Here is an 18485-nt window from a genome sequence, read left to right as displayed (position 1 = left end):
ACGGGGTGGCTCGGTGGGCATAATGTGCGATTGCCTGGGCTTGCAATTGGCGGCGAATCGGGCAAAATAGGCGATTCTCTACCCGCGCCGAAGCATCAAAACCGGCGGGGAGAATTGGACTTACAGCGCCGGCGGCTCTGCTCGCGGCGCTTTTTCTGGCCCGGAATTGCCATGGCGGAAACACTAACCGTACAAATTCGCGAACAAAGAGGCTCACGTCAGTCGCAGCGGCTGCGGCGGCAGGGCCAGGTGCCGGCCGTGTTGTATGGCCACGGCGCCGAACCGGTGAGTCTATGCGTGCCCGCCGAGCAGGTGTCGGCGGCGATTCGACATGGCAGCCGGCTGGTGGACCTATCGGGAGCGGTCAGCGAGAAGGCGCTCATTGGCGACTTGCAGTGGGACACCTACGGCAATGACGTGCTGCACCTCGATTTCGTGCGTGTCTCGGAAGGGGAGCGGGTGACGCTGACGGTGTCGCTGGAGACTCGCGGCGAGGCGCCGGGCGTGAAAGAAGGTGGCGTGCTCGATCTGGTGCTGCACGAGCTAGAGATTGAATGTCCGGTGACGGCGATTCCCGAAAAGATTTTGGTGAACGTGAAGGAGCTGCACCTGGAGCAGCACCTCACGGCGGGCCAATTGACGCTACCTCCGGAAGTCACGCTGGTGACCGATGCCGATGTGACGGTGGTGACTTGCCACGCGGTCTCGGAGGAGGGGGAAGAGTCGGCCGCGCCGGGCGCTGGCGAGCCGGAGATCATTGGACGGAAGGCGGAGTCGGACGAGGAGGATACTTAGTACTAGCAGGGTTGGTGGCGCCGCGGGCTAACGCAGATGAAGCTGATTGTGGGACTGGGGAACCCGGGGCGTCGATATGATGGCACCCGCCACAATATTGGTTTTGAGGCGTTAGCCGAACTGGGTCGACGGCACCAAGCGACTGGCGGACGACTGGCGTTTCAGGGGGAGACACGGGAAGCGACGATTGCTGGAACGCGGTGCCTTTTGTTGACGCCGCACACCTACATGAACCGCAGCGGGCAGAGCGTGGGAGACGCTCGCGACTTTTATAAGATTGAGAACGAAAGCATCCTGGTGGCCTGCGACGACTTCAACTTGCCGCTGGGCAAGTTGCGAATGCGGACCAAGGGGTCGGCCGGTGGCCAGAAGGGGCTGGACGACGTGATTCGGCGGCTGGGAGACGATTTTTCCCGGTTGCGGCTGGGGGTCGGGAGTCCGCCCGCTGGCTGGGACGCCGCCGATTTCGTGCTGAGCAAATTCACGAAGGAAGAACAGGGCGAAGTGGGGATTCTGGTCCAGCGGGCTGCGGACGCCATTGAAAAATGGCTGTCTGATGGGCCAGCGGCGGCGATGAACCAGTTCAACTCACTACCGTAATCGTTACACTATTGCAGATGCGGCAACCATCGAAAAATGTGGCGCGGAAGGCTTGAGCGCCCCGGTTTCAGGAGTCAGTACGTTGGCGGTGCATACTTACGAATGTCTGCTCGTTTTGGATTCGAACCGTTACGCGCGCGACGCGGCGGGAGTATCGGGCCAGATCGACAAGTTCATCAAGAATGTCGGTGGCGAAACGTTGGTGAGCCGCGTGTGGGAAGAGCGGCGACTGGCATACCCGATCAACGGCCATCGCAAGGGCACGTATTGGCTCTGCTATTTTAAGGTCGACGGGAATCAGATCGCGGCAATCGAGCGCGATTGCCAATTGAGCGACTCGATTCTTCGCTCGCTGATCCTCAAGATCGATCCGCGGGTCGCGGACGCGCTAGTGACGCATGCACGCGGCAGCGCCCAACCCAAGACCCGCGCGCCCGAGCCGGCGCCAACGCCGAACGTGGCGGGATTCGACGAAGTGCCCGCGGAAGCCGCCAACTAACCGTTTTCACGAGATCAATTGAGGCTCCGCGGTAGCGGATGCGTGGCGATGGCGGCGAGCTACAATCGCGTGGTGCTGGTGGGCAATTTGACCCGCGATCCCGAGTTGCGCTATACGCCCAGCGGCACCGCCGTGACCGACATCGGCCTGGCGGTGAACGACCGCCGCAAGAATCAGGCTGGCGAGTGGGTCGAGGAAACGACCTTCGTCGATGTGACGCTGTGGGGCCGGACCGCGGAGATTGCCAGCGAGTACCTGAGCAAGGGTTCGAGCGCCCTGATCGAGGGGCGGCTCAAGCTCGACACCTGGGAAACCGACGGCCAGAAGCGCTCGAAACTGAAAGTCATTGGCGAAAAGCTGCAACTATTAGGCGGTCGCGGACAGGGCCCGGGGGGCGGTAGCCCCGCTGGTGGCGGTGGTCGCCGATCGAGTGGCGGCGGAGGTGGTGGTGGCGGCGAGCCCGATTTTGATTCGCCGCGAGGTTCGTTCAGCGAGCCAACCGAAGACGACATACCATTTTAGCGCCGCAGGAAAACCACCATTGAGTTGGATAGCGGGCGGATCGAACACAACAGACAACAGACGACTTTGGCTTGCGGCGAAGCGCCGATCGAGCCCTGAACGAGGAAACAGTCATGGCGAATAGTGTGAAGGGCCGGGGCCGTGTGCGAGTAAAGCGTCTGCCGCGTGGCGAGCGCGGAGGCATCGAGTTGCTTTTGATTCAAACGGTCGAGCATCTCGGCAAGCCCGGCGAAGTTGTCGAGGTGAAGCCCGGTTACGCCAACAACTACCTGATTCCGCAGGGGCTAGCGACGATCGCCACCAATCATCACAAGCGAATGGTGGAGAAGCATCGCGCCAAACTGGCCGAGATTGAGCGCAAGCGGTTGGCTGGCTTGCAGGCACTGGCCGATGAACTGAGCCGGCAGAGCATTACCATCGAGGCCAACGCCAACGACGAAGGACACCTGTACGGCTCGGTGGGCGCTGTCGAAATCGTCAACGCGCTCAAGCAGCAGAACTTCACCATCACGACCGACCAGGTGCGGCTGGAAGGCCCGCTCAAGGAACTCGGCCTGTACACGGTGAAGCTGCACATGGGGCACGAGATTCAGGCCGAACTCAAGGTGTGGGTGGTGCCGACCGTTGGCGGCGACGCCGAGAAGCGTTAACGCGCTGGCAACTGTCGCAATGTCGATCAAATTCAGCGCCAGCAATCGGCGCCGTAGCTTTATGCCAGCGCGCTGCGCGTGGCGTGGGACTGGTCGGCAAGTTGATGGCGCTTCGCCCAGTAGTTCACAGAGCTAGCGAGACCGATGCGGAATCGTAGCTAGCAACAGGCCGCGAACCCGGCTCATGGTTCGTCGATTCTCTCCAACTCGCCGCGACGGCGGCGACTCGATCGACGTAAGCTGCCACGGGCGGCAGCAGGCCGCGGCCTGCGTCTTTGCTGTTTTCGACTTGCCAGCAAAGCGCCATGCCCGCCATGAGGGCCATAGCGATACATGTAGCGCGCTTGATTTCAAGCAGCATGGTTCGTATCCCAGTTCTCGGCCAATGTGTTGTTGCAGCGGTCGTAAAGCCCCTCTTTTCTTGGAGCGCACTAAGCGAAGAACTGTTACGCGAAAGGGGCACAGAAAAAATGAGGGGCCCGCGGATTGACTCGCGGACCCCTCATCAGGTCGGGTGAAGATTGCTGCGCAGTATTCAATTCTTCGCCACTGCGCTTGGCTCGGCGGCCGGCAGATCGAAAGGCGCGCTAGCCGCGCCGTCGGCGCCATAAACCACCAGCCGAGTCATCACCCCTGGCGCTTGCAACCGGGGGAGCTTTACGCCGATCGAACGCGCGTTCCAGCTTGTGGTCTCCAACGCCAGCCGCACGCTGCCAAGTTCCAGAACGAGTTGGCCTGCCTGGTCGCCAAACCGCTCGCCCTCAACAATCATGCTTCCCTCTTCGCCGGCACGCACGCGAGAAATTGCGGGCAGCGTGCCGGCGGCCGGCGTCACGATTGGCTCCACGGGGCGTGTGATGGTGGTCACGTTGTCGGCTTCGTCCGACTCGGTGATTTCGCTCAGCGCGTCGACCGCCAGGACGAGATGGGTTTGCGCGGCGCCGAGCGGGGCGTCAAAACGCAGTTCGAGCGACTTGGTTTCGCCGCTGGCCATGGCGCCAAGTTGACCGATGGCGCGGGGCGACACGGCGGTGGGCTGGCCGTCAGCGCCAGTGGCGACGAGCGCCACGGTGAAACCGCGTGGCGTGGCCGCGGTGCCGGCATTGCGAACGACGACCTGATAGCGCGGGCCGGAGGTGGTGGCGCCCGCCTCCACTAAGCTGATAACGCCGGGCTTTACATCGGGCAAAGTGGCAGGCTGTTGTACGGTGGGTGCGGCGACAACCGTTGCCGGCTGACTGTATATCACGCGGCCGCCGTAGCCGCCGCGAGAACCGCCCCAGCCACCACCGCCAATGATAATGGGGAGCAAAATCGGTCCGGTCGGCATCGGGCTGGGCGCTGGCGCCGGTGTGCCACCCCCTGGTGCCGGGGTGCCGGGGGCAGGGGTACCGCTGCCGGGCGCGGGCGTTCCAGGCGTGGCCGAATCGGGGAAGGGGAACTTCACCTTGTCGATGATCCGGTCGTTCCACTTGCCCGGTTTTGGGTCGAATGGCCCATTGGGGCTGCTCGGCAAAGGTCTGGGAATCTCGACTTTGGTCTTGGAGTCGAGCGGCGACTTATCTGTCCACGGCGGTACTTTGGTGATTGGACCAATGGGCGGAGTCGGAACTTGCGTCGAAGGATTGGCGTCGTTCGGAAGCGTTTTGATTTGATCGGGCGTGAAGGTCGGCAGGCTCCCTTTCATGACGTTGCCGAGACCGCCACGCAGAACGCGCTCCATGCGGTTCGGCGCCGACAAGTTGTTGGGGGTTGGCGTCGCGGCGCCGCCAGGAGTGACAACACCGCCCTGCAGGTTCTTCACTTGTGCGCCGATACGGTCAAGGAAACGTGATTGGGTGGCTGGCTGCGACACGATCTTGCCAACCTGCGATTGCAGCGACGGTTGCGTAAGGATCTTGCCGACGCGCGACTGCATGTTGGTGTTGAATTGGCCGCGATACTGTTGCGCCCCAACCGGCGATGCCGACTGCGCCGGCTGAGCGCTATAGCGCTGCATGAAGCGGCCAACGTTGCCGCCTCCGCCACCACCTCCACCGCCGTAATTGCCAAAGCCGCCCCAGCCGCCGGCGTGGGCCTGCGCCAGCGCTGTCAGCGCGAAGATCGTGAGATAGGCGGAAAAACTCCTCGATTGTGGGAACATGACGGGGGCACTCCTTGGAAAATGAGCAACAGGGTCTTGAGATGGCTCAATCCAATGAGGCGCAGCAGCGGGCCGTTTGTTACGGCCTGCCGGCGCGTGGCGCTGGACGCGCTGGCCGGCGCGTCGTAGTCTGATCGCGGTTTGACCGCAACGTGGAGATGTGTCACGTATGGCCAGCAGCCTGCCCACCAACCGCTTGATGTCGCTCGACGCTTATCGCGGTTTTGTGATGCTGGCGATGGCGTCGGAAGGTTTGGGCCTGGCTGCGGTGGCGGAACGGATGAGCGACAGCCGCGTTTGGCGGTTTTTGGGGTATCAGGCCGACCATGTGGCGTGGACCGGCTGTGCAGCTTGGGATCTGATCCAGCCGTCGTTCTTGTTCATGGTCGGCGTCGCAATGCCGTACTCGTACGCCAGCCGACTGGCGCAGGGAGAATCGTCGCTCAAGCGGGGCGCGCACGTGATTTATCGCGCGGCGATCCTGGTGGCGCTGGGGGTGTTTTTATACTCGACTGGCCGCCCGGAGACGAACTACACGTTCGTGAACACGCTGGCGCAAATTGGCTTGGCCTATGCGCTGGTGTATCCGTTCATAGGGCAGGGGTGGCGAATTCAACTGGGGGTGGCGGCGGCGATCCTGGCGGCGTACTGGCTACTGTTCGTGCTGTATCCGGCGCCGGGACCCGACTTCGATTGGCAAGCAGTGGGAGTAGAAGGCGATGTCGAGCGGCTGACAGGATTGTTCGCGCATTGGAACAAGAACGCCAATTTCGCGCACGCGTTTGACGTATGGTTTTTGAACCTGTTTCCGCGCAGCGAGCCGTTTCGCTTCAACGGCGGCGGCTATCAAACGCTGAACTTCGTGCCATCGATCGCGACGATGATCTTTGGCCTGATGGCGGGGGAGTTGATGCGCGGGCCGCGCAGCCACGCCGAAAAGTTCTGGCGACTCGCCGCGGCGGGCGTGACCGGCCTGGCGATTGGCTGGCTGTTGGGACAAACGGTCTGCCCAATCGTCAAGCGAATTTGGACTCCCAGTTGGACGATCTTCAGCACAGGCTGGACGTGCCTGTTGTTGGCGGCGTTTTTTTGGGTGATCGACATTCGCGGCTGGCGCCGCTGGGCCTGGCCGCTGGTGATTGTGGGCATGAACTCGATCGCTATTTATTTGCTGGCGGAGAAGGCCAGACCGTGGATCGCCATGAATTTGCAAACACATCTGGGTCAGCGCGTGTTCGAGGGACAGTGGTTCGGCCGGCAAGTGTTTGACCCGGTTTACGAGCCGATCGCGCACGCGGCGCTGGTGCTGCTCGTACTGTGGCTGGCGTGCCTATGGCTCTACCGGCAGCGGATTTTTGTCAGGATTTGAGAACAGTGCCCGTTCAGCGCGAAACCTGGGAGCTGTCGTTGAATGTATGGGTTTCCCAAGGATTTCGACGGCTCGTTCTTTATCGGCAAGCGGATCGAATTGGTTTCGTTCGCCGCCTATCAAATTTGGATCGGCTTCGAAGAGCGCATTTCCATTACGATTGAATCGTCCTTCGTGCACGAGAACTCCGCAGAGCCGAAGTCGGCGCAATGTCCGCCGGTTGAGTCTTCGTCGCTGATGCGGCTTGTGGGCCGCATGGTGACAAGCGTCGCGGCGGACGAGCTTGGAACGCTATCGCTGACCTTTGACGATGGCCAAATACTGCGCTGCTTCGACGACACGGAAAACTACGAGTGCTATCGAAACACGGTGGGCGATGCCGAGTACTTTATATAGCCGCGGCGGCCTTCATGGCGTTGATTGACTGAGTGCGCGGCGACTTTTCGGCATTGGAGCGATTGAACCGGCAACACGGAAAGCTACCCGAGCGGCCGCGCAGAAATTGCGCTGGCAACGCTATTTTTCCTGGAAAATGACCGCCAAGAGATACTTGGCTTCGGGCTGATTCGACTTTTGGAGAATCTGATAAAAGGCCGGAAATTCTCGCTTGAGGGTTGGCGGATCATTGGCCGTTGGGCGTTGAAAACGCAACTCGTTCGCCGTAGCGCCAATGCCTAGTTCTGCAAGCTCCTCGAGTTGATACGACGCAGATGCCAACGTGACCTCGATGTTGGGAATCGCAACGGCTGGATGGTGAGCGTCCACCACCTGGTTCAACCAGACCAGTGACTTGAGCACTGGATAGTACGCGACCATGAGGCTTGCCCAGCGGACAGCGTACTTGGCGTGTTGCCCTCGGAGGAGTTCGACCGCTTGCTCCAAATCGCGAGTGGTCGCCTCGGCGGGATCGATCACCTCCAAATTCGGTAGCCCCGCCGGAAAGCAAAGCGAATAGAAGGCGGCGATTGGCCAGTAGCGATGCGACGGCGCTTGAAGATCGATGGGCGAATCGGGAAAGCGAACAACCGCGCCTTTTTGCGTCGCCGCGAGCGAAAGTCGTTCAAGGATTTCGCGAGATTGTTTGAATTCCACACGACCGACGTCGAACATGAGCCGATGAATCGCGGCGGCCTGAACGGCCACTTGCCGCTGATGCGCCAAAAATAATGGCGCCAACATGACGGCGATCACTACGATAAATATTCTGCACCTTTCGTAGCGCATCCAAAGTCCGTCGGCCAGCACGCCGAATGAGACGCAGCACAACAAGCAGGCGAAGTACAAGTAATGCCCATGATTAATGGCGTCGTGGAACGACATTCCCTTGCCGCCAGCATTCGCGGCGAATAGAAATACCCCGCTCAATGCGACAAAGTTCGCCAGATATCCCCACTGCACGTGTTGTCGCAGCAGGAGGAGGGCAAGCACCATCGCCCCGGCAATCGCAAATTTCGGCGCCAGCGCCTCGTCTGGAATGGCTGGTCGAGTTGTCCGGAATAGATCGGAATTCGCCAAATCAGGCTCACGAACCGTGCCGTACGTAAGCGAACCCATCGCGACCGCCAACTGACACGACGTGCGCGAAACAAGTCGCCTTGGGCCGAGGTCTTGAAAGCGATCGGCGGGCCGTGCCGCTGACGCAATCTGCAGGATAATGGCCACGAATCCGGCTGTCGGGAGGCCAATCAAAACGACTGGCACGAGCCACGCAGCAATCCAGCGACGTGCGCGGCGAAGAGTCTCGCGCGGCCCGAGACGCAGCGCAACTTGCAACATTATAACGGGCGCCAGCAGAACCATATCGCTCCAGGTAAGCATCGCCAGCCCAAGGAAGCTGGCCATCCACCAGCGATCGCGCCGCCGAGGAGAATCCACATCAATGGCGAACCACAGCGAAAGAAACAGAAAGCAAAGCGCCATTGGCGCCATGCCGCACATGAGCCACAGGGTTGGATTGTCCCATCCGCCAAAGGCGGCGCCGGCCCAAGTGAGCGACATGACAATTGAACCGAATGCGCTGACACCCCAACGCCTGGCAATACCGAACAACAGCACGGCGCTGCAGGCGTGCACCAACGCGATCACCACATGGAATGCTTCAACCCTTAGGCCGAACAGCAACCATTCCAAATGAAAGAAGGCCTTCCAGAGCGCCATGAGGTGCGGGCCCTCCGGCGACAACCAACCTGCCAGCAAGCCCTGCCGCCCACAGCGGTAGAGGCCGATCTCACAAAGCAGATCCCAGTCGTCCCCGCCGAAGAAACTTGCCAAATAAGGGGCGCGGACGAACAAGCTAATGGCGCTGGCAACCACCAACAGGGCGATCGTGATCCCGGCCGGCGCAAGAATTCGTCTGGTGGCGTTTTTCAAGCGTCCCTTATTTGGCGTAGCTGAGTCATCGACAATTTCTTGCATGATTTCAGCCTCAACACCTTGTCGCCGCCGCGCTCGGGTCGAATCGACATTGTATTGTGGGCCTGCGCAAGCAATTTCGTAGGCTCAAGTTCTGCGCAGAGATGAATCAACCCATTTCTGAGGGTAGCGCACCGGGAATTTGTCGACCCGGTTTTCATTTAAAAAGGTGGCGATCCAAATGGCAATTGGCGCCGTAGAATAGTTGGAGCACCGCGCGCACTTGAATCAGGAGAAAACCGTCATGTTACGCCCGATCGTTCGCTTGGCCGCCGTCATCCCGGTGCTGTTTTTGTTTGCGGCGTGTCAACCTTTGTCGAAGAATCCGCTGATCGATCCCAATCAGGCGGATCGCGACGAGCGACTATTTGGGGTGTGGGTGTCTGAGCCCGAAAAGAACGCCGATCCGGCACAGGGGAAGCAATCGATCGTGCTGCACGTGAGTCCGGCCGCGCGGCCGCTCGATCCCAACCGGCAGTCGCCGGAACCGGGACTGATGCAGGCCTGGTACCAAAACTACAGCGCCAAGGACCGGATGTTCTCCGATCCGTTCTGTCTGTACTTTGTTTCCAATCCGGTGAAGGACACCTACGTGGCCAGCATCAGCGAAGGGGTCGATATGTCGGTTGTCGCGCATCGCAACGCGACGCAGACCAAGCTGATCCTGGACCATCAAAAGCAGTTCTGGTTCGTGAGCTACGACGTGAACGGCGACACGCTGAAGGTGACCGGCACGCCGAAGATGCAGGTGCTGGCCGAGGCGATCGCGGCCGACAAGCTGGAGGGCACAGTGACGAAGAACGCGCAAGGCGAAGTAGAGAAGGTCGAACTAACCAGTCCGACCGACAAGTTGCGGGCGTTTTTCGAGGCGAATGTCGACACGCTCTTCGACAAGACGACAGCGATCACGTTCCACCGTGCGGACATCTTGCCGAAGTAACGCGCCAGCGTACACGGCCTGACAATTAGGGAGGCGCTCGAGCGACACGCTGGAGCGCCTCCGCTTGTTTCTACTCGCGGACCTGCTCGAAGTAGTGCGTGCCCTTCTTGTTCGAGGTGGCCACGTCGAGCAGTCCATCGCCGTTGATGTCGGCGACTTCGAACTGCGTGCCGACGCCGCTATCGTGATCGAACTGATGCGGCGTCCAGCGCGGTTTGCCTCCCTCACGGCTGAACTCGAACCAGTACATCACCGCCGGCTGATCGGAGCCGGGGTCTCCTTTGGCGCCGTGCGCCCACCAGCGCTTGCCCGTGACAAAGTCGGGCAGGCCATCGCTGTTGATGTCGGCGAAACATAGGCTGTGCGTCTGTGAGAAGCTGGAGTCGATTTCGTGCTCCTTCCAGCCGTCGGGCGTCTGCTCATGCCACCAGATGCCGAAGGCATGAGCGCTAGAACTGAGAATGTCGTTGTCGCCGTCGCCATCGAAATCATAGACGTACATATTGGCGCACAACTGGCTGAGGTTGGCGGGGTGCATCTTCCATTCGCCGGCGGCATTGTCGGCAGGCGCTTCCCACCAGGCTTCGTTGCAGAGGAGGTCGTTGCGGCCATCGGCGTTCACGTCGCCTACTCCGAGGCCGTGAGAAAACTTGTTGGTGCCCGGCGTGTTGGGCGCGCCGATCTGACGAATCTTCCAGAGGTCGGCAGGCTTGGCGGCGGGGCTGGCCAGGGCGATAGCGGGCGTGCCATCGGCGAAGACCAGTTCGCGGCGGCCGTCGCCATCGACATCGAGATAGGTGGGGCTTTCGTTGTTGGTGACCGGCACGCACTCGTGCTTCTTCCAAGCGCCGGCGGCGGATTGAGGATTCTCAAACCACCACGTCTGCTGACCGGGAAAGTCGCACACGATCAGATCATCCCAGCCGTCGCCGTTCAGGTCGTCGGCGAAGTTGCAAAACGAGTGGCTGTAAACGGCCGGGTTAAAGGTCTCTGGCTTGTCGACGATCGGGTGCGCCTTCCAATCGGGGGCGGCGAAGTACATGTTGGCCGCGGCGATGTCTTGCTTGCCATCGTGATTGAAGTCGCCAACCGCAACCCCTTCGCTGCGAAATTCATGATCCAGTTTTGACTTCTTGAAGCTGATCTTGACGGGCTTCTTGTCGTCGCCACGGGCAGACGTGGCAAGCTCGCTGAAGCAGCAAAGTAGTAGACACAGGCAAGCGGCACGACGCATCGCAGTCTCCTCGGTGGGATCGCAGTGGTGGGTGCGCCGCGAGCAGCGGAATCGGAACCGGCAGTCTTCGCGGCTGGCAGCAGTCTAATCGCGGCGCAAGCGCGGGGAAAGCATGGCCAAGCCGTGGCGTTTGGCGGCAACAGGTGGCGGAAATCCGCGAATCTCAGTTATTTTCAATGGCGCCGAATGTTGACCGAGGGTCGTTAGAGCGGCCGCGCGATTGTGTAACTGCCGAACCTGAACAGGCAAACCGTTGTCGCTACCCGCTTACGCTGGCGCGGGGCTCACAGGCGGTTAGCAGTGCGCTCGCCGCAGGAACGGCAGGCCCCTTGTTCAAGACGTAAGTGCCGACTAACATTCTGGTTTCGCGTTTTTACCCATTAGAGAACATGCGTCACGTACTTTCGGCTTTGGTGCAAAACGTTCCCGGCGTGCTGGCGCACATTTCCGGGATGCTCGCGTCGCGCGGCTATAACATCGATAGCCTGGCGGTGGGCGAAACCGAAGACCCTAATCTCTCGCGGATGACGTTTGTCGTCGTGGGAGATGATAAGACGCTGGAACAGGTCGGTAAGCAGCTCGAAAAGATCGTCACCGTGGTGCGCGTGGACGATGTGAGCGCTCAGGACTATGTGGAGCGCGACTTGATGCTGATGCGTGTCAAGGCGACGCCCGGCGAGCAACGGACGCAGGTGCGCGAACTGACCGACATTTTTCGCGGTCGTATCGTCGATGTCGGCATCGATGAAGTCGTCGTCGAAATCGCGGGCCAAGAGAGCAAAATCGAGGCGTTCATCGATATGATGCGCCCGCTAGGCATTGTCGAACTGGTCCGTACCGGGCGCATTGCCATGGTCCGCTGCCAATGCCGCTCGCGAGATCCGCAGCCGGCCGAAACCACCTAATACACACCCTTCTACCCGCCCTAGTTTTGGCGCCGACAAGCGCCGCGTGAGGAAGCAACATGCCCGCCAAGATTTATTACGACAACGACGCCGACCTATCGCTCTTGAAGAACAAAACCATCGCCATCTTGGGCTATGGTTCGCAAGGGCACGCTCACGCCTTGAATTTGCGGGACAGCGGTTGCAACGTGATCATCGGCCAGCGGCCGGGCAGCGCCAATTACGACGCGGCGATCCGCGACGGCTTCGAGCCAATGAGCGTGGACGACGCCACCAAGCGAGCCGATTTGGTCAATGTGCTGTTGCCGGACGAAGTGCAGGGCGACATCTACCGGCAACACATCAAGCCGCACCTGAAGCCGGGAAACCTGCTTATGTGTTCGCACGGCTTCAACGTTCACTTCGGGCAGGTGGAGCCGCCGCAGGGAGTCGATCTGGTGTTGGTTGCGCCGAAGGGGCCGGGGCACCTAGTGCGCGACGAGTACAAGGGGGGAGGCGGCGTGCCGGGCCTGATCGCCGTGAGCGATGGGGCGAGCAAGGAGAGCTTTAATCTTGGACTGGCCTACGCAAAGGGAATTGGCTGCACGCGCGGCGGCGTCATCGAGACGACCTTTGCGGAAGAGACCGAGACTGACCTGTTCGGCGAGCAGGTGGTGTTGTGCGGCGGAGTGAGCGCCCTGGTCAAGGCGGGCTTTGATACGCTGGTCGAGGCGGGCTATCAGCCCGAGATGGCGTACTTCGAGTGTCTGCACGAGTTGAAGCTGATTGTCGACCTGATGTATCGCGGCGGGCTGAACTTTATGCGATACAGCATTTCGAACACGGCCGAGTATGGTGACTACACGCGCGGCCCGCGGATTGTGACCGACGAAACCCGCGCCGAGATGAAGAAGATTCTGCAAGAGATTCAGTCGGGGCAGTTTGCCCGCGAGTGGCTGCTGGAAAACAAGGCGAACGCGCCGGCGTTCAAGGCGACTCGTCGGCGTGAGCGGAAGCATCCGGTGGAGCAGGTGGGTCGCAAGCTGCGGAGCCTGATGAGCTGGATCGACGTGAAGGAAATCGAGTAGCGCGGGGCGCTTCTGGAGAAAGGACGCAAGATGCCGACGGCGGCCGATTTTTCCCAAGTCACGGAAGCGGAATCACGCGCGCTCTTTTTGGAGCTAGCGCCCGGCGCGCGGGTCGAGTTGTACCACGAGGTGAAGGTGGGCGCTGAGATCTGGCCCACGGTCACGGAAGGGACGGTGGTGCGGACCGAGCGGCGTCGACACGGACTGCACTACCGCCGCAATGTCGACGACAAGGTGTTTAGCGATCTCATTGTGCTGCGCCGCGATGACGGCGAGTTGACGACGGTGACGATGGACGAGTTCACCCGGCTGAAGCGGGTGGGGTAGGCAAATTCTCCGCCCGGTAATCCGGCAAGGTCATGGACTACTGCGCGTCCTGAATCGTGACTTCGCCGCTCTGCGGCGGTCGCTGTTCGCGCTGAGCAGCGTGGGTGCGCTCAAAAAGTTGACACGTCCCCCCGCTAGTGGCAAGATGCTGTTGTCAAACTCTGGCTGGTCACGCACTTAGGGTTTGCGCCGAGAGCGCGTCGATTCATTCGGCTGCGCTCAGCGCAAGCAAATCCTTTTCGCGGGAGAGTTCGCCATGCTCGTGATTCCAGGACGGTCGGGCAAGGACACATGCGACGGCGTCACCCGGCGCGACATCTTGCGCGTCGGCGGCAGCGCGGCCTTTGGCTTTTCGCTCGCCAATCTCATGCGCTGGCAAACAGCCTCGGCCAACGAGGTGGTCGGCGGCGCCGGCTGGAACAAAGCCAAGAGCGTGATCCTGCTCTACTTGCAAGGCGGACCGAGCCATCTTGACCTGTGGGATCCCAAGTCGAACGTGCCCGACAATGTGAAGAGCGCTTTTGGACCGATCGACACCAAGCTGCCAGGGGTGCAGTTCACCGAGTTGATGCCAAAGCTGGCGCAGGTGATCGATAAGGCCACGTTGATTCGCTCGATGAGCTACACGCCGATTGGGCTGTTCAACCACACGGCGGCCATCTATCAGATGCTCACTGGCTACACGGCCGACAAGGTGAGTCCCTCCGGTCAGCTCGAGCCGCCGAGCCCCAAGGACTTTCCGAATGTCGGATCGAACATCGTGCGCCTCAAGCCGCCCGACGCGCCGATGCTGCCGTTTGTGATGATGCCGCGTCCGCTGCAAGAGAGCAACGTGGTGGGCAAGGCGGGGACGGCCGGGTTCTTGGGTCGTGCGTACGACCCGTATTATCTGTATCCGCCCGGCGACGACATGGACATGAACAAGATGGACCGTGTGAACGTCGACGATCTCAAGCTGCGGCCCGAGATCACCAGCGCGCGGCTGGAACGGCGGGCGCGGGTGCGCGACTTGATCAACGGCGGCATGCCGGCGCTAGAGAAGGCGGTCGCCAAGTACGACCTGGACGAGTACTACCAACAGGCGCTGGGCCTGATCCTATCCGGCAGGGCGCGCGACGCCTTTGACTTGACGAAGGAGAACGACGCCACGCGCGACCTGTATGGCCGCAACACGTTTGGCCAAAGCTGCTTGCTTGCGCGGCGGCTGGTCGAGGCGGGCACGCGCTTTGTCGAGGTCAACTGGCCAAGAATCGCCAACAGCGACAACCACTCGTTCGATGTCCACTCAGGTCTGACGCACCGCATGAAGAACCAGGCGGCGCCGATGCTCGACGCGGCGCTGGCCGGCCTGCTGGCCGATCTGGATCAGCGGGGCCTATTGGAGGAAACGCTGGTGGTGGCGGTGGGCGAGTTCGGCCGCAGTCCCAAACGAGGCGTGAGCACCTCGGGCAATGGCAACAGCGACGACGGACGCGATCACTGGCCCTACTGCTACACGGCAGTGGTGGCTGGCGCGGGGGTGAAGCGCGGTTTTGTGCATGGGCAGTCCGACTCCACCGGCTCGGCGCCGTTGTCTGATCCGGTGCATCCCAACGATCTTTTGGCGACGATCTACCACAGTGTGGGCATTGCGCCCGATACGATCGTCTACAACCACCTGAACCAGCCGCGCGAGTTGGTGAAGGGCGCCGCGGTAAGCCAGATATTGGCGTAGGCGACGGCAGTGCTTCACTTCGATCCCAGGCCTCGGAACGTCGACTTCCGGGGCCTATTTTGTGGTGGAATCGATCTACGGGAACTATGCCGGCGCATTCCACGCGGGGCGAGCGCCGGCACAAGGTTGGCCGTGTTGTCCTGGACAAACAGCGGATGGAGTCGCGGCTTCCATTTCCGTTTCCTGCGACGATAGCGTGCCCCGCCGCTCAACCTCATCCACAGAAGGCGAACATGACTCACACCCAGCGCGGCAAGCGGCGATTGCGAATCGTGCTTAATGGCCGACGTGCGCAGGACGAGTCGCTGCGCGAAGCCGTACGGCAGATCCGCGAGCGCGGGCATGTAGTGGAAGTGCGCGCCACTTGGGAGGCGGGGCAGGCCGCGCAGTTCGCCGAGGAGGGAGCGCGCGACGGTGTGGATATTGTGGTGGCCGCCGGCGGCGATGGCACCATCAATGAGGTCGTCACGGGGTTGCTGCGGGCAGGCGACCAGATCGAAACATGTTTGGCGGTGGCGCCCCTGGGAACCGCCAATGACTTTGCCACCGGTTGCGGCGTTCCGCGCGACGCGCTCGCAGCGCTACTGCTGGCAGTGGAGGCTGATCCGCGCGCGATTGATGTGGGCATGGTGAACGAGCGCCCCTTTGTGAATGTGGCGACCGCCGGTATCGGCGCCGAGATTACGGCGCAGACGCCGCCGGGCATCAAACGGGTGCTGGGCGGGGCAGCGTATTCGCTGGTGGGACTCTTCAAGGCCATGACGCTGACGCCTCACACGGCCAGCATTCATGCTGAAGCGCAGATATTTGAGGGGAGCATGGCGCTATTGGCCATCGGCAACGGTCGGTTGGCGGGAGGAGGTTATCGAGTGGCGCCACGAGCGCTATTGGACGATGGGCTACTCGATTTGGTGATCGGCCCCGAGGTGAAATTAGCGGAAGGGGGCGCGGTGCTCAACGAGATGAGAAATCTGGAGACTGAAGATCCGCAACAAATGGTGTATCGACAATTGCCATCATTTGAAATTCATGCCACCGACGAGATGCCGATGAATCTGGACGGCGAACCGCTGCGCGAGCGAGAGTTTCGAGTGTCTATGTTGCCGCGCCGTGTGCGCTGCTGCCTGCCGGACGATGCGCCGCTTTTGTCGCAAGAAGCATTGTCCAGGTTGGACCAAACTTAACATGCGTCGCTCGCGGGGCGAGCGGCGCATGCGAGATTGTTCACACGAGCGTAGATTGCTGCTAGGGCAGTAGGGACAGAGGGTTCCAGATCTTGATCGTCACGCTGCGGCCACCTCGCGACGTTGGGCGCGCCGAGCCAGGATTGGCGCCGGTGACGGTCACCCCGCCACTGGCGCCAGTCGAAGTCGATTTCGTTCGGTGATCTCTGACCACGGGCCCGGCGCCGCCAGCCGCGCCGTCGCGATGATCGCGTACAACGGGCGTGCCGGTGTTCCAAGGAGTGGTCGGAGCGTCACTGCGATGATCGCGCACGATCGGCGCGCTCGTCCCCCAAGGGACATTGTTGGCGGGCCGAGGCGTGCGATGATCGCGAACCACGGGGCCGACCAGAGTCGGGTCGACAATCACCGGCCCTGTTGGCTGATTGGCCCGCTCGCGCTCCCAATGGTCGTTGACCCACACATAGCCCGGTCGACCCTGCGGCACAACCGGATCGACGGGCACGCGGTCGTCGCCGCGACCGGGATCGATGGGAGTTGGGTTAGTGGTTTCCGGCGGTTTGTGGTCGTGGAGTTTCTTGAACCGCGATGCGATGCCTGAAATGTCGCTCCAGAGGTCGGCATTGCGGGCAAAGCTGCCGCCGCTGTTCTGAGAATTGCTGAACTTCTCTGTGAACGCTCGGAACAAGTGGTGGTTGCCACGGGCATTTTGATTTTCGTCGGCGCTGGCGCCGGCAGTGATGGCAAGCGTGACGACCAAGGTGGCAACAAAGGTCGAGCGGCGATTCATGATTCACATCCTTTCGTCGGTCAGTTCGGCTGGTTGGCGCAGGCGAGCGATCTCTCGCCCGATAACTAACTGAGCGGGAAAGGATGCAAAATGTTACGGTTGCTGGGGCGTTGCTGGCGGCGATTTGCCGCTGCATGCAAATGGTCAAATCAAACGACAAGCGATTTTCCCGCCCGGGGCGGGTTGCGACCCGCATTTTCGGGGTTCACAATGAACTTTTCCCGGCGCCGTCTGGCGCCGGCCAAGCACACCCCAGCATCCAAGTTTTTCTCTCTCGGAGTGGTCTATGTTGCGCAAATGGAACATCTATTTCATGGTGGCAGTGGTCTGCGGCGCGCTCAGCGTGGCGCGGGCTGAAGAAGGGGCCGAGGCGATCACCGATCCGACCAAAGTTGGCGAGGACTTCGCCCTGCAAGGCGAGTATCAGGGAAATTTTGATCTGGGGGATGGCGCCGAGCAGAAGTTCGGCATGCAGGTCATCTCGCTCGGCGATGGCAAGTATCGCGGCATCGCCTACTTTGGCGGCCTGCCGGGCGATGGCTGGGATGGTTTTGGCAAGCTGGAGGCCGAAAGCGAGGATCGCGATGGCGTGGTGACACTGGTGGCGAACGAAGGCAGCGCCGCCGTGAAGGATGGCGTGGTGACGATCAAGAGCGTCGACGATCAACAGCTTGGCGAACTCAAGAAGCTCGAGCGCAAAAGCCCGACCGAAGGAGAAAAGGCCCCGGAAGGCGCCAAGGTGCTGTTCGACGGCAAGAATGCCGACGCCTTTGAAGGCGGCAAGTTGACCGACGACGGCCTGCTCAAGGGGGGCTGCAAGACCAAGGACAAGTTCAAGGATTTCACGTTGCACCTGGAGTTCCGCACACCGTATATGCCCAAGGCGGAAGGTCAGGCGCGCGGCAATAGCGGCGTGTACCTGCAAGACCGCTACGAATTGCAAATTCTGGACTCGTTTGGCCTGGAAGGTTTGGACAACGAGTGCGGCGGCTTCTATGAGAAGAAGTCGCCAAAGGAGAACATGTGCTTTCCGCCGCTGGCGTGGCAGACCTACGACATCGACTTCACCGCCGCCAAGTACGATGGCGACAAGAAGGTGAAGCCGGCCACGGTGACGGTGAAGCACAATGGCGTGGTGATTCACGAGAATTTCGAACTGGACGGCCCGACCGCGGGAGGCCAGGAAGAAGCCGACACGGCCGGCCCCATCATGTTGCAAGACCACGGCAACCCCGTAGTCTTCCGCAATATCTGGATCGTCGAAAAAAAGGATTAACCCTGCGCGACAATCGTAGCAGACATTGATTCATGGCCTGTCGCCGCCACGCGCGGCG

General features: G+C 61.1%; 18 protein-coding genes. 14 read left to right on the top strand and 4 right to left on the bottom strand.

What is annotated here, in order from left to right; all coding sequences use genetic code 11:
* The first annotated feature begins 171 nt into the window (after window positions 1-171).
* The 5 genes from K1X71_14935 (at window position 172) to rplI (ending at window position 3066) form a co-directional block, all read left to right on the top strand.
* Window positions 172-795, top strand: a complete 624-nt coding sequence (locus tag K1X71_14935; protein ID MBX7074439.1) for a 50S ribosomal protein L25 — start codon at window positions 172-174, stop codon at window positions 793-795.
* Window positions 796-831: 36 nt separating this feature from the next.
* Window positions 832-1395, top strand: a complete 564-nt coding sequence (gene pth / locus K1X71_14930) for an aminoacyl-tRNA hydrolase (GenBank protein ID MBX7074438.1) — start codon at window positions 832-834, stop codon at window positions 1393-1395.
* A gap of 82 nt (window positions 1396-1477) precedes the next feature.
* A complete protein-coding gene (gene rpsF, locus K1X71_14925; protein ID MBX7074437.1) occupies window positions 1478-1894 on the top strand; it encodes a 30S ribosomal protein S6 in 417 nt (138 codons plus the stop codon).
* Window positions 1895-1942: 48 nt separating this feature from the next.
* A complete protein-coding gene (locus tag K1X71_14920) occupies window positions 1943-2416 on the top strand; it encodes a single-stranded DNA-binding protein (protein MBX7074436.1) in 474 nt (157 codons plus the stop codon).
* Between the two features lie 113 nt (window positions 2417-2529).
* Window positions 2530-3066 carry a 50S ribosomal protein L9 gene (gene rplI, locus K1X71_14915; protein ID MBX7074435.1) on the top strand — a complete coding sequence of 179 codons (537 nt, stop codon included), beginning with the start codon at window positions 2530-2532 and terminating at the stop codon, window positions 3064-3066.
* Window positions 3067-3601: 535 nt separating this feature from the next.
* Here rplI and K1X71_14910 read toward each other — a convergent pair.
* Window positions 3602-5209: a hypothetical protein gene (locus K1X71_14910; GenBank protein MBX7074434.1), complete on the bottom strand. Its 1608-nt coding sequence runs from the start codon at window positions 5207-5209 to the stop codon at window positions 3602-3604.
* A gap of 169 nt (window positions 5210-5378) precedes the next feature.
* Here K1X71_14910 and K1X71_14905 point away from each other — a divergent pair, with 169 nt between their 5' ends.
* Both K1X71_14905 and K1X71_14900 read left to right on the top strand, forming a co-directional pair.
* On the top strand, window positions 5379-6578 hold the full coding sequence (locus K1X71_14905) for a heparan-alpha-glucosaminide N-acetyltransferase domain-containing protein (GenBank protein ID MBX7074433.1): 1200 nt from the start codon (window positions 5379-5381) through the stop codon (window positions 6576-6578).
* A gap of 42 nt (window positions 6579-6620) precedes the next feature.
* Window positions 6621-6974, top strand: coding sequence for a hypothetical protein (locus tag K1X71_14900; protein ID MBX7074432.1), 354 nt, complete (start codon window positions 6621-6623; stop codon window positions 6972-6974).
* 120 nt (window positions 6975-7094) lie between these two features.
* Here K1X71_14900 and K1X71_14895 read toward each other — a convergent pair whose 3' ends face one another.
* On the bottom strand, window positions 7095-8993 hold the full coding sequence (locus K1X71_14895; protein ID MBX7074431.1) for a hypothetical protein: 1899 nt from the start codon (window positions 8991-8993) through the stop codon (window positions 7095-7097).
* Window positions 8994-9234: 241 nt separating this feature from the next.
* On the opposite strand from K1X71_14895, the gene K1X71_14890 reads away from it, so the two are divergent.
* A complete protein-coding gene (locus tag K1X71_14890) occupies window positions 9235-9930 on the top strand; it encodes a hypothetical protein (protein MBX7074430.1) in 696 nt (231 codons plus the stop codon).
* Window positions 9931-10000: 70 nt separating this feature from the next.
* On the opposite strand, the gene K1X71_14885 is transcribed toward K1X71_14890, so the two are convergent.
* Window positions 10001-11164 (bottom strand): VCBS repeat-containing protein, encoded by a 1164-nt coding sequence (locus K1X71_14885; GenBank protein ID MBX7074429.1) that lies wholly within the window; start codon window positions 11162-11164, stop codon window positions 10001-10003.
* 389 nt (window positions 11165-11553) lie between these two features.
* On the opposite strand from K1X71_14885, the gene ilvN reads away from it, so the two are divergent.
* The 5 genes from ilvN to yegS all read left to right on the top strand — a co-directional run bounded on the left by ilvN (window position 11554) and on the right by yegS (window position 16361).
* The gene (ilvN, locus tag K1X71_14880; protein MBX7074428.1) at window positions 11554-12069 is read left to right on the top strand and encodes an acetolactate synthase small subunit; all 516 of its coding nucleotides are present in this window, start codon (window positions 11554-11556) and stop codon (window positions 12067-12069) included.
* Window positions 12070-12128: 59 nt separating this feature from the next.
* Window positions 12129-13136 carry a ketol-acid reductoisomerase gene (gene ilvC / locus K1X71_14875; GenBank protein MBX7074427.1) on the top strand — a complete coding sequence of 336 codons (1008 nt, stop codon included), beginning with the start codon at window positions 12129-12131 and terminating at the stop codon, window positions 13134-13136.
* Window positions 13137-13166: 30 nt separating this feature from the next.
* Window positions 13167-13463: a hypothetical protein gene (locus K1X71_14870; GenBank protein ID MBX7074426.1), complete on the top strand. Its 297-nt coding sequence runs from the start codon at window positions 13167-13169 to the stop codon at window positions 13461-13463.
* Window positions 13464-13719: 256 nt separating this feature from the next.
* On the top strand, window positions 13720-15177 hold the full coding sequence (locus tag K1X71_14865) for a DUF1501 domain-containing protein (protein MBX7074425.1): 1458 nt from the start codon (window positions 13720-13722) through the stop codon (window positions 15175-15177).
* Between the two features lie 233 nt (window positions 15178-15410).
* Window positions 15411-16361 carry a lipid kinase YegS gene (gene yegS, locus K1X71_14860; protein MBX7074424.1) on the top strand — a complete coding sequence of 317 codons (951 nt, stop codon included), beginning with the start codon at window positions 15411-15413 and terminating at the stop codon, window positions 16359-16361.
* 61 nt (window positions 16362-16422) lie between these two features.
* Here the strand turns inward: yegS and K1X71_14855 are convergent, their stop codons facing one another.
* Window positions 16423-17151 carry a YXWGXW repeat-containing protein gene (locus K1X71_14855; GenBank protein MBX7074423.1) on the bottom strand — a complete coding sequence of 243 codons (729 nt, stop codon included), beginning with the start codon at window positions 17149-17151 and terminating at the stop codon, window positions 16423-16425.
* Between the two features lie 286 nt (window positions 17152-17437).
* Between K1X71_14855 and K1X71_14850 the strand changes: the two genes are divergently transcribed.
* Window positions 17438-18427: a DUF1080 domain-containing protein gene (locus K1X71_14850; protein ID MBX7074422.1), complete on the top strand. Its 990-nt coding sequence runs from the start codon at window positions 17438-17440 to the stop codon at window positions 18425-18427.
* Window positions 18428-18485: the final 58 nt, after the last annotated feature.

This window comes from Pirellulales bacterium, assembly GCA_019694455.1.
Taxonomy (GTDB): domain Bacteria; phylum Planctomycetota; class Planctomycetia; order Pirellulales; family JAEUIK01; genus JAIBBY01.
This window is presented reverse-complemented; position numbering and strand designations above follow the sequence as displayed.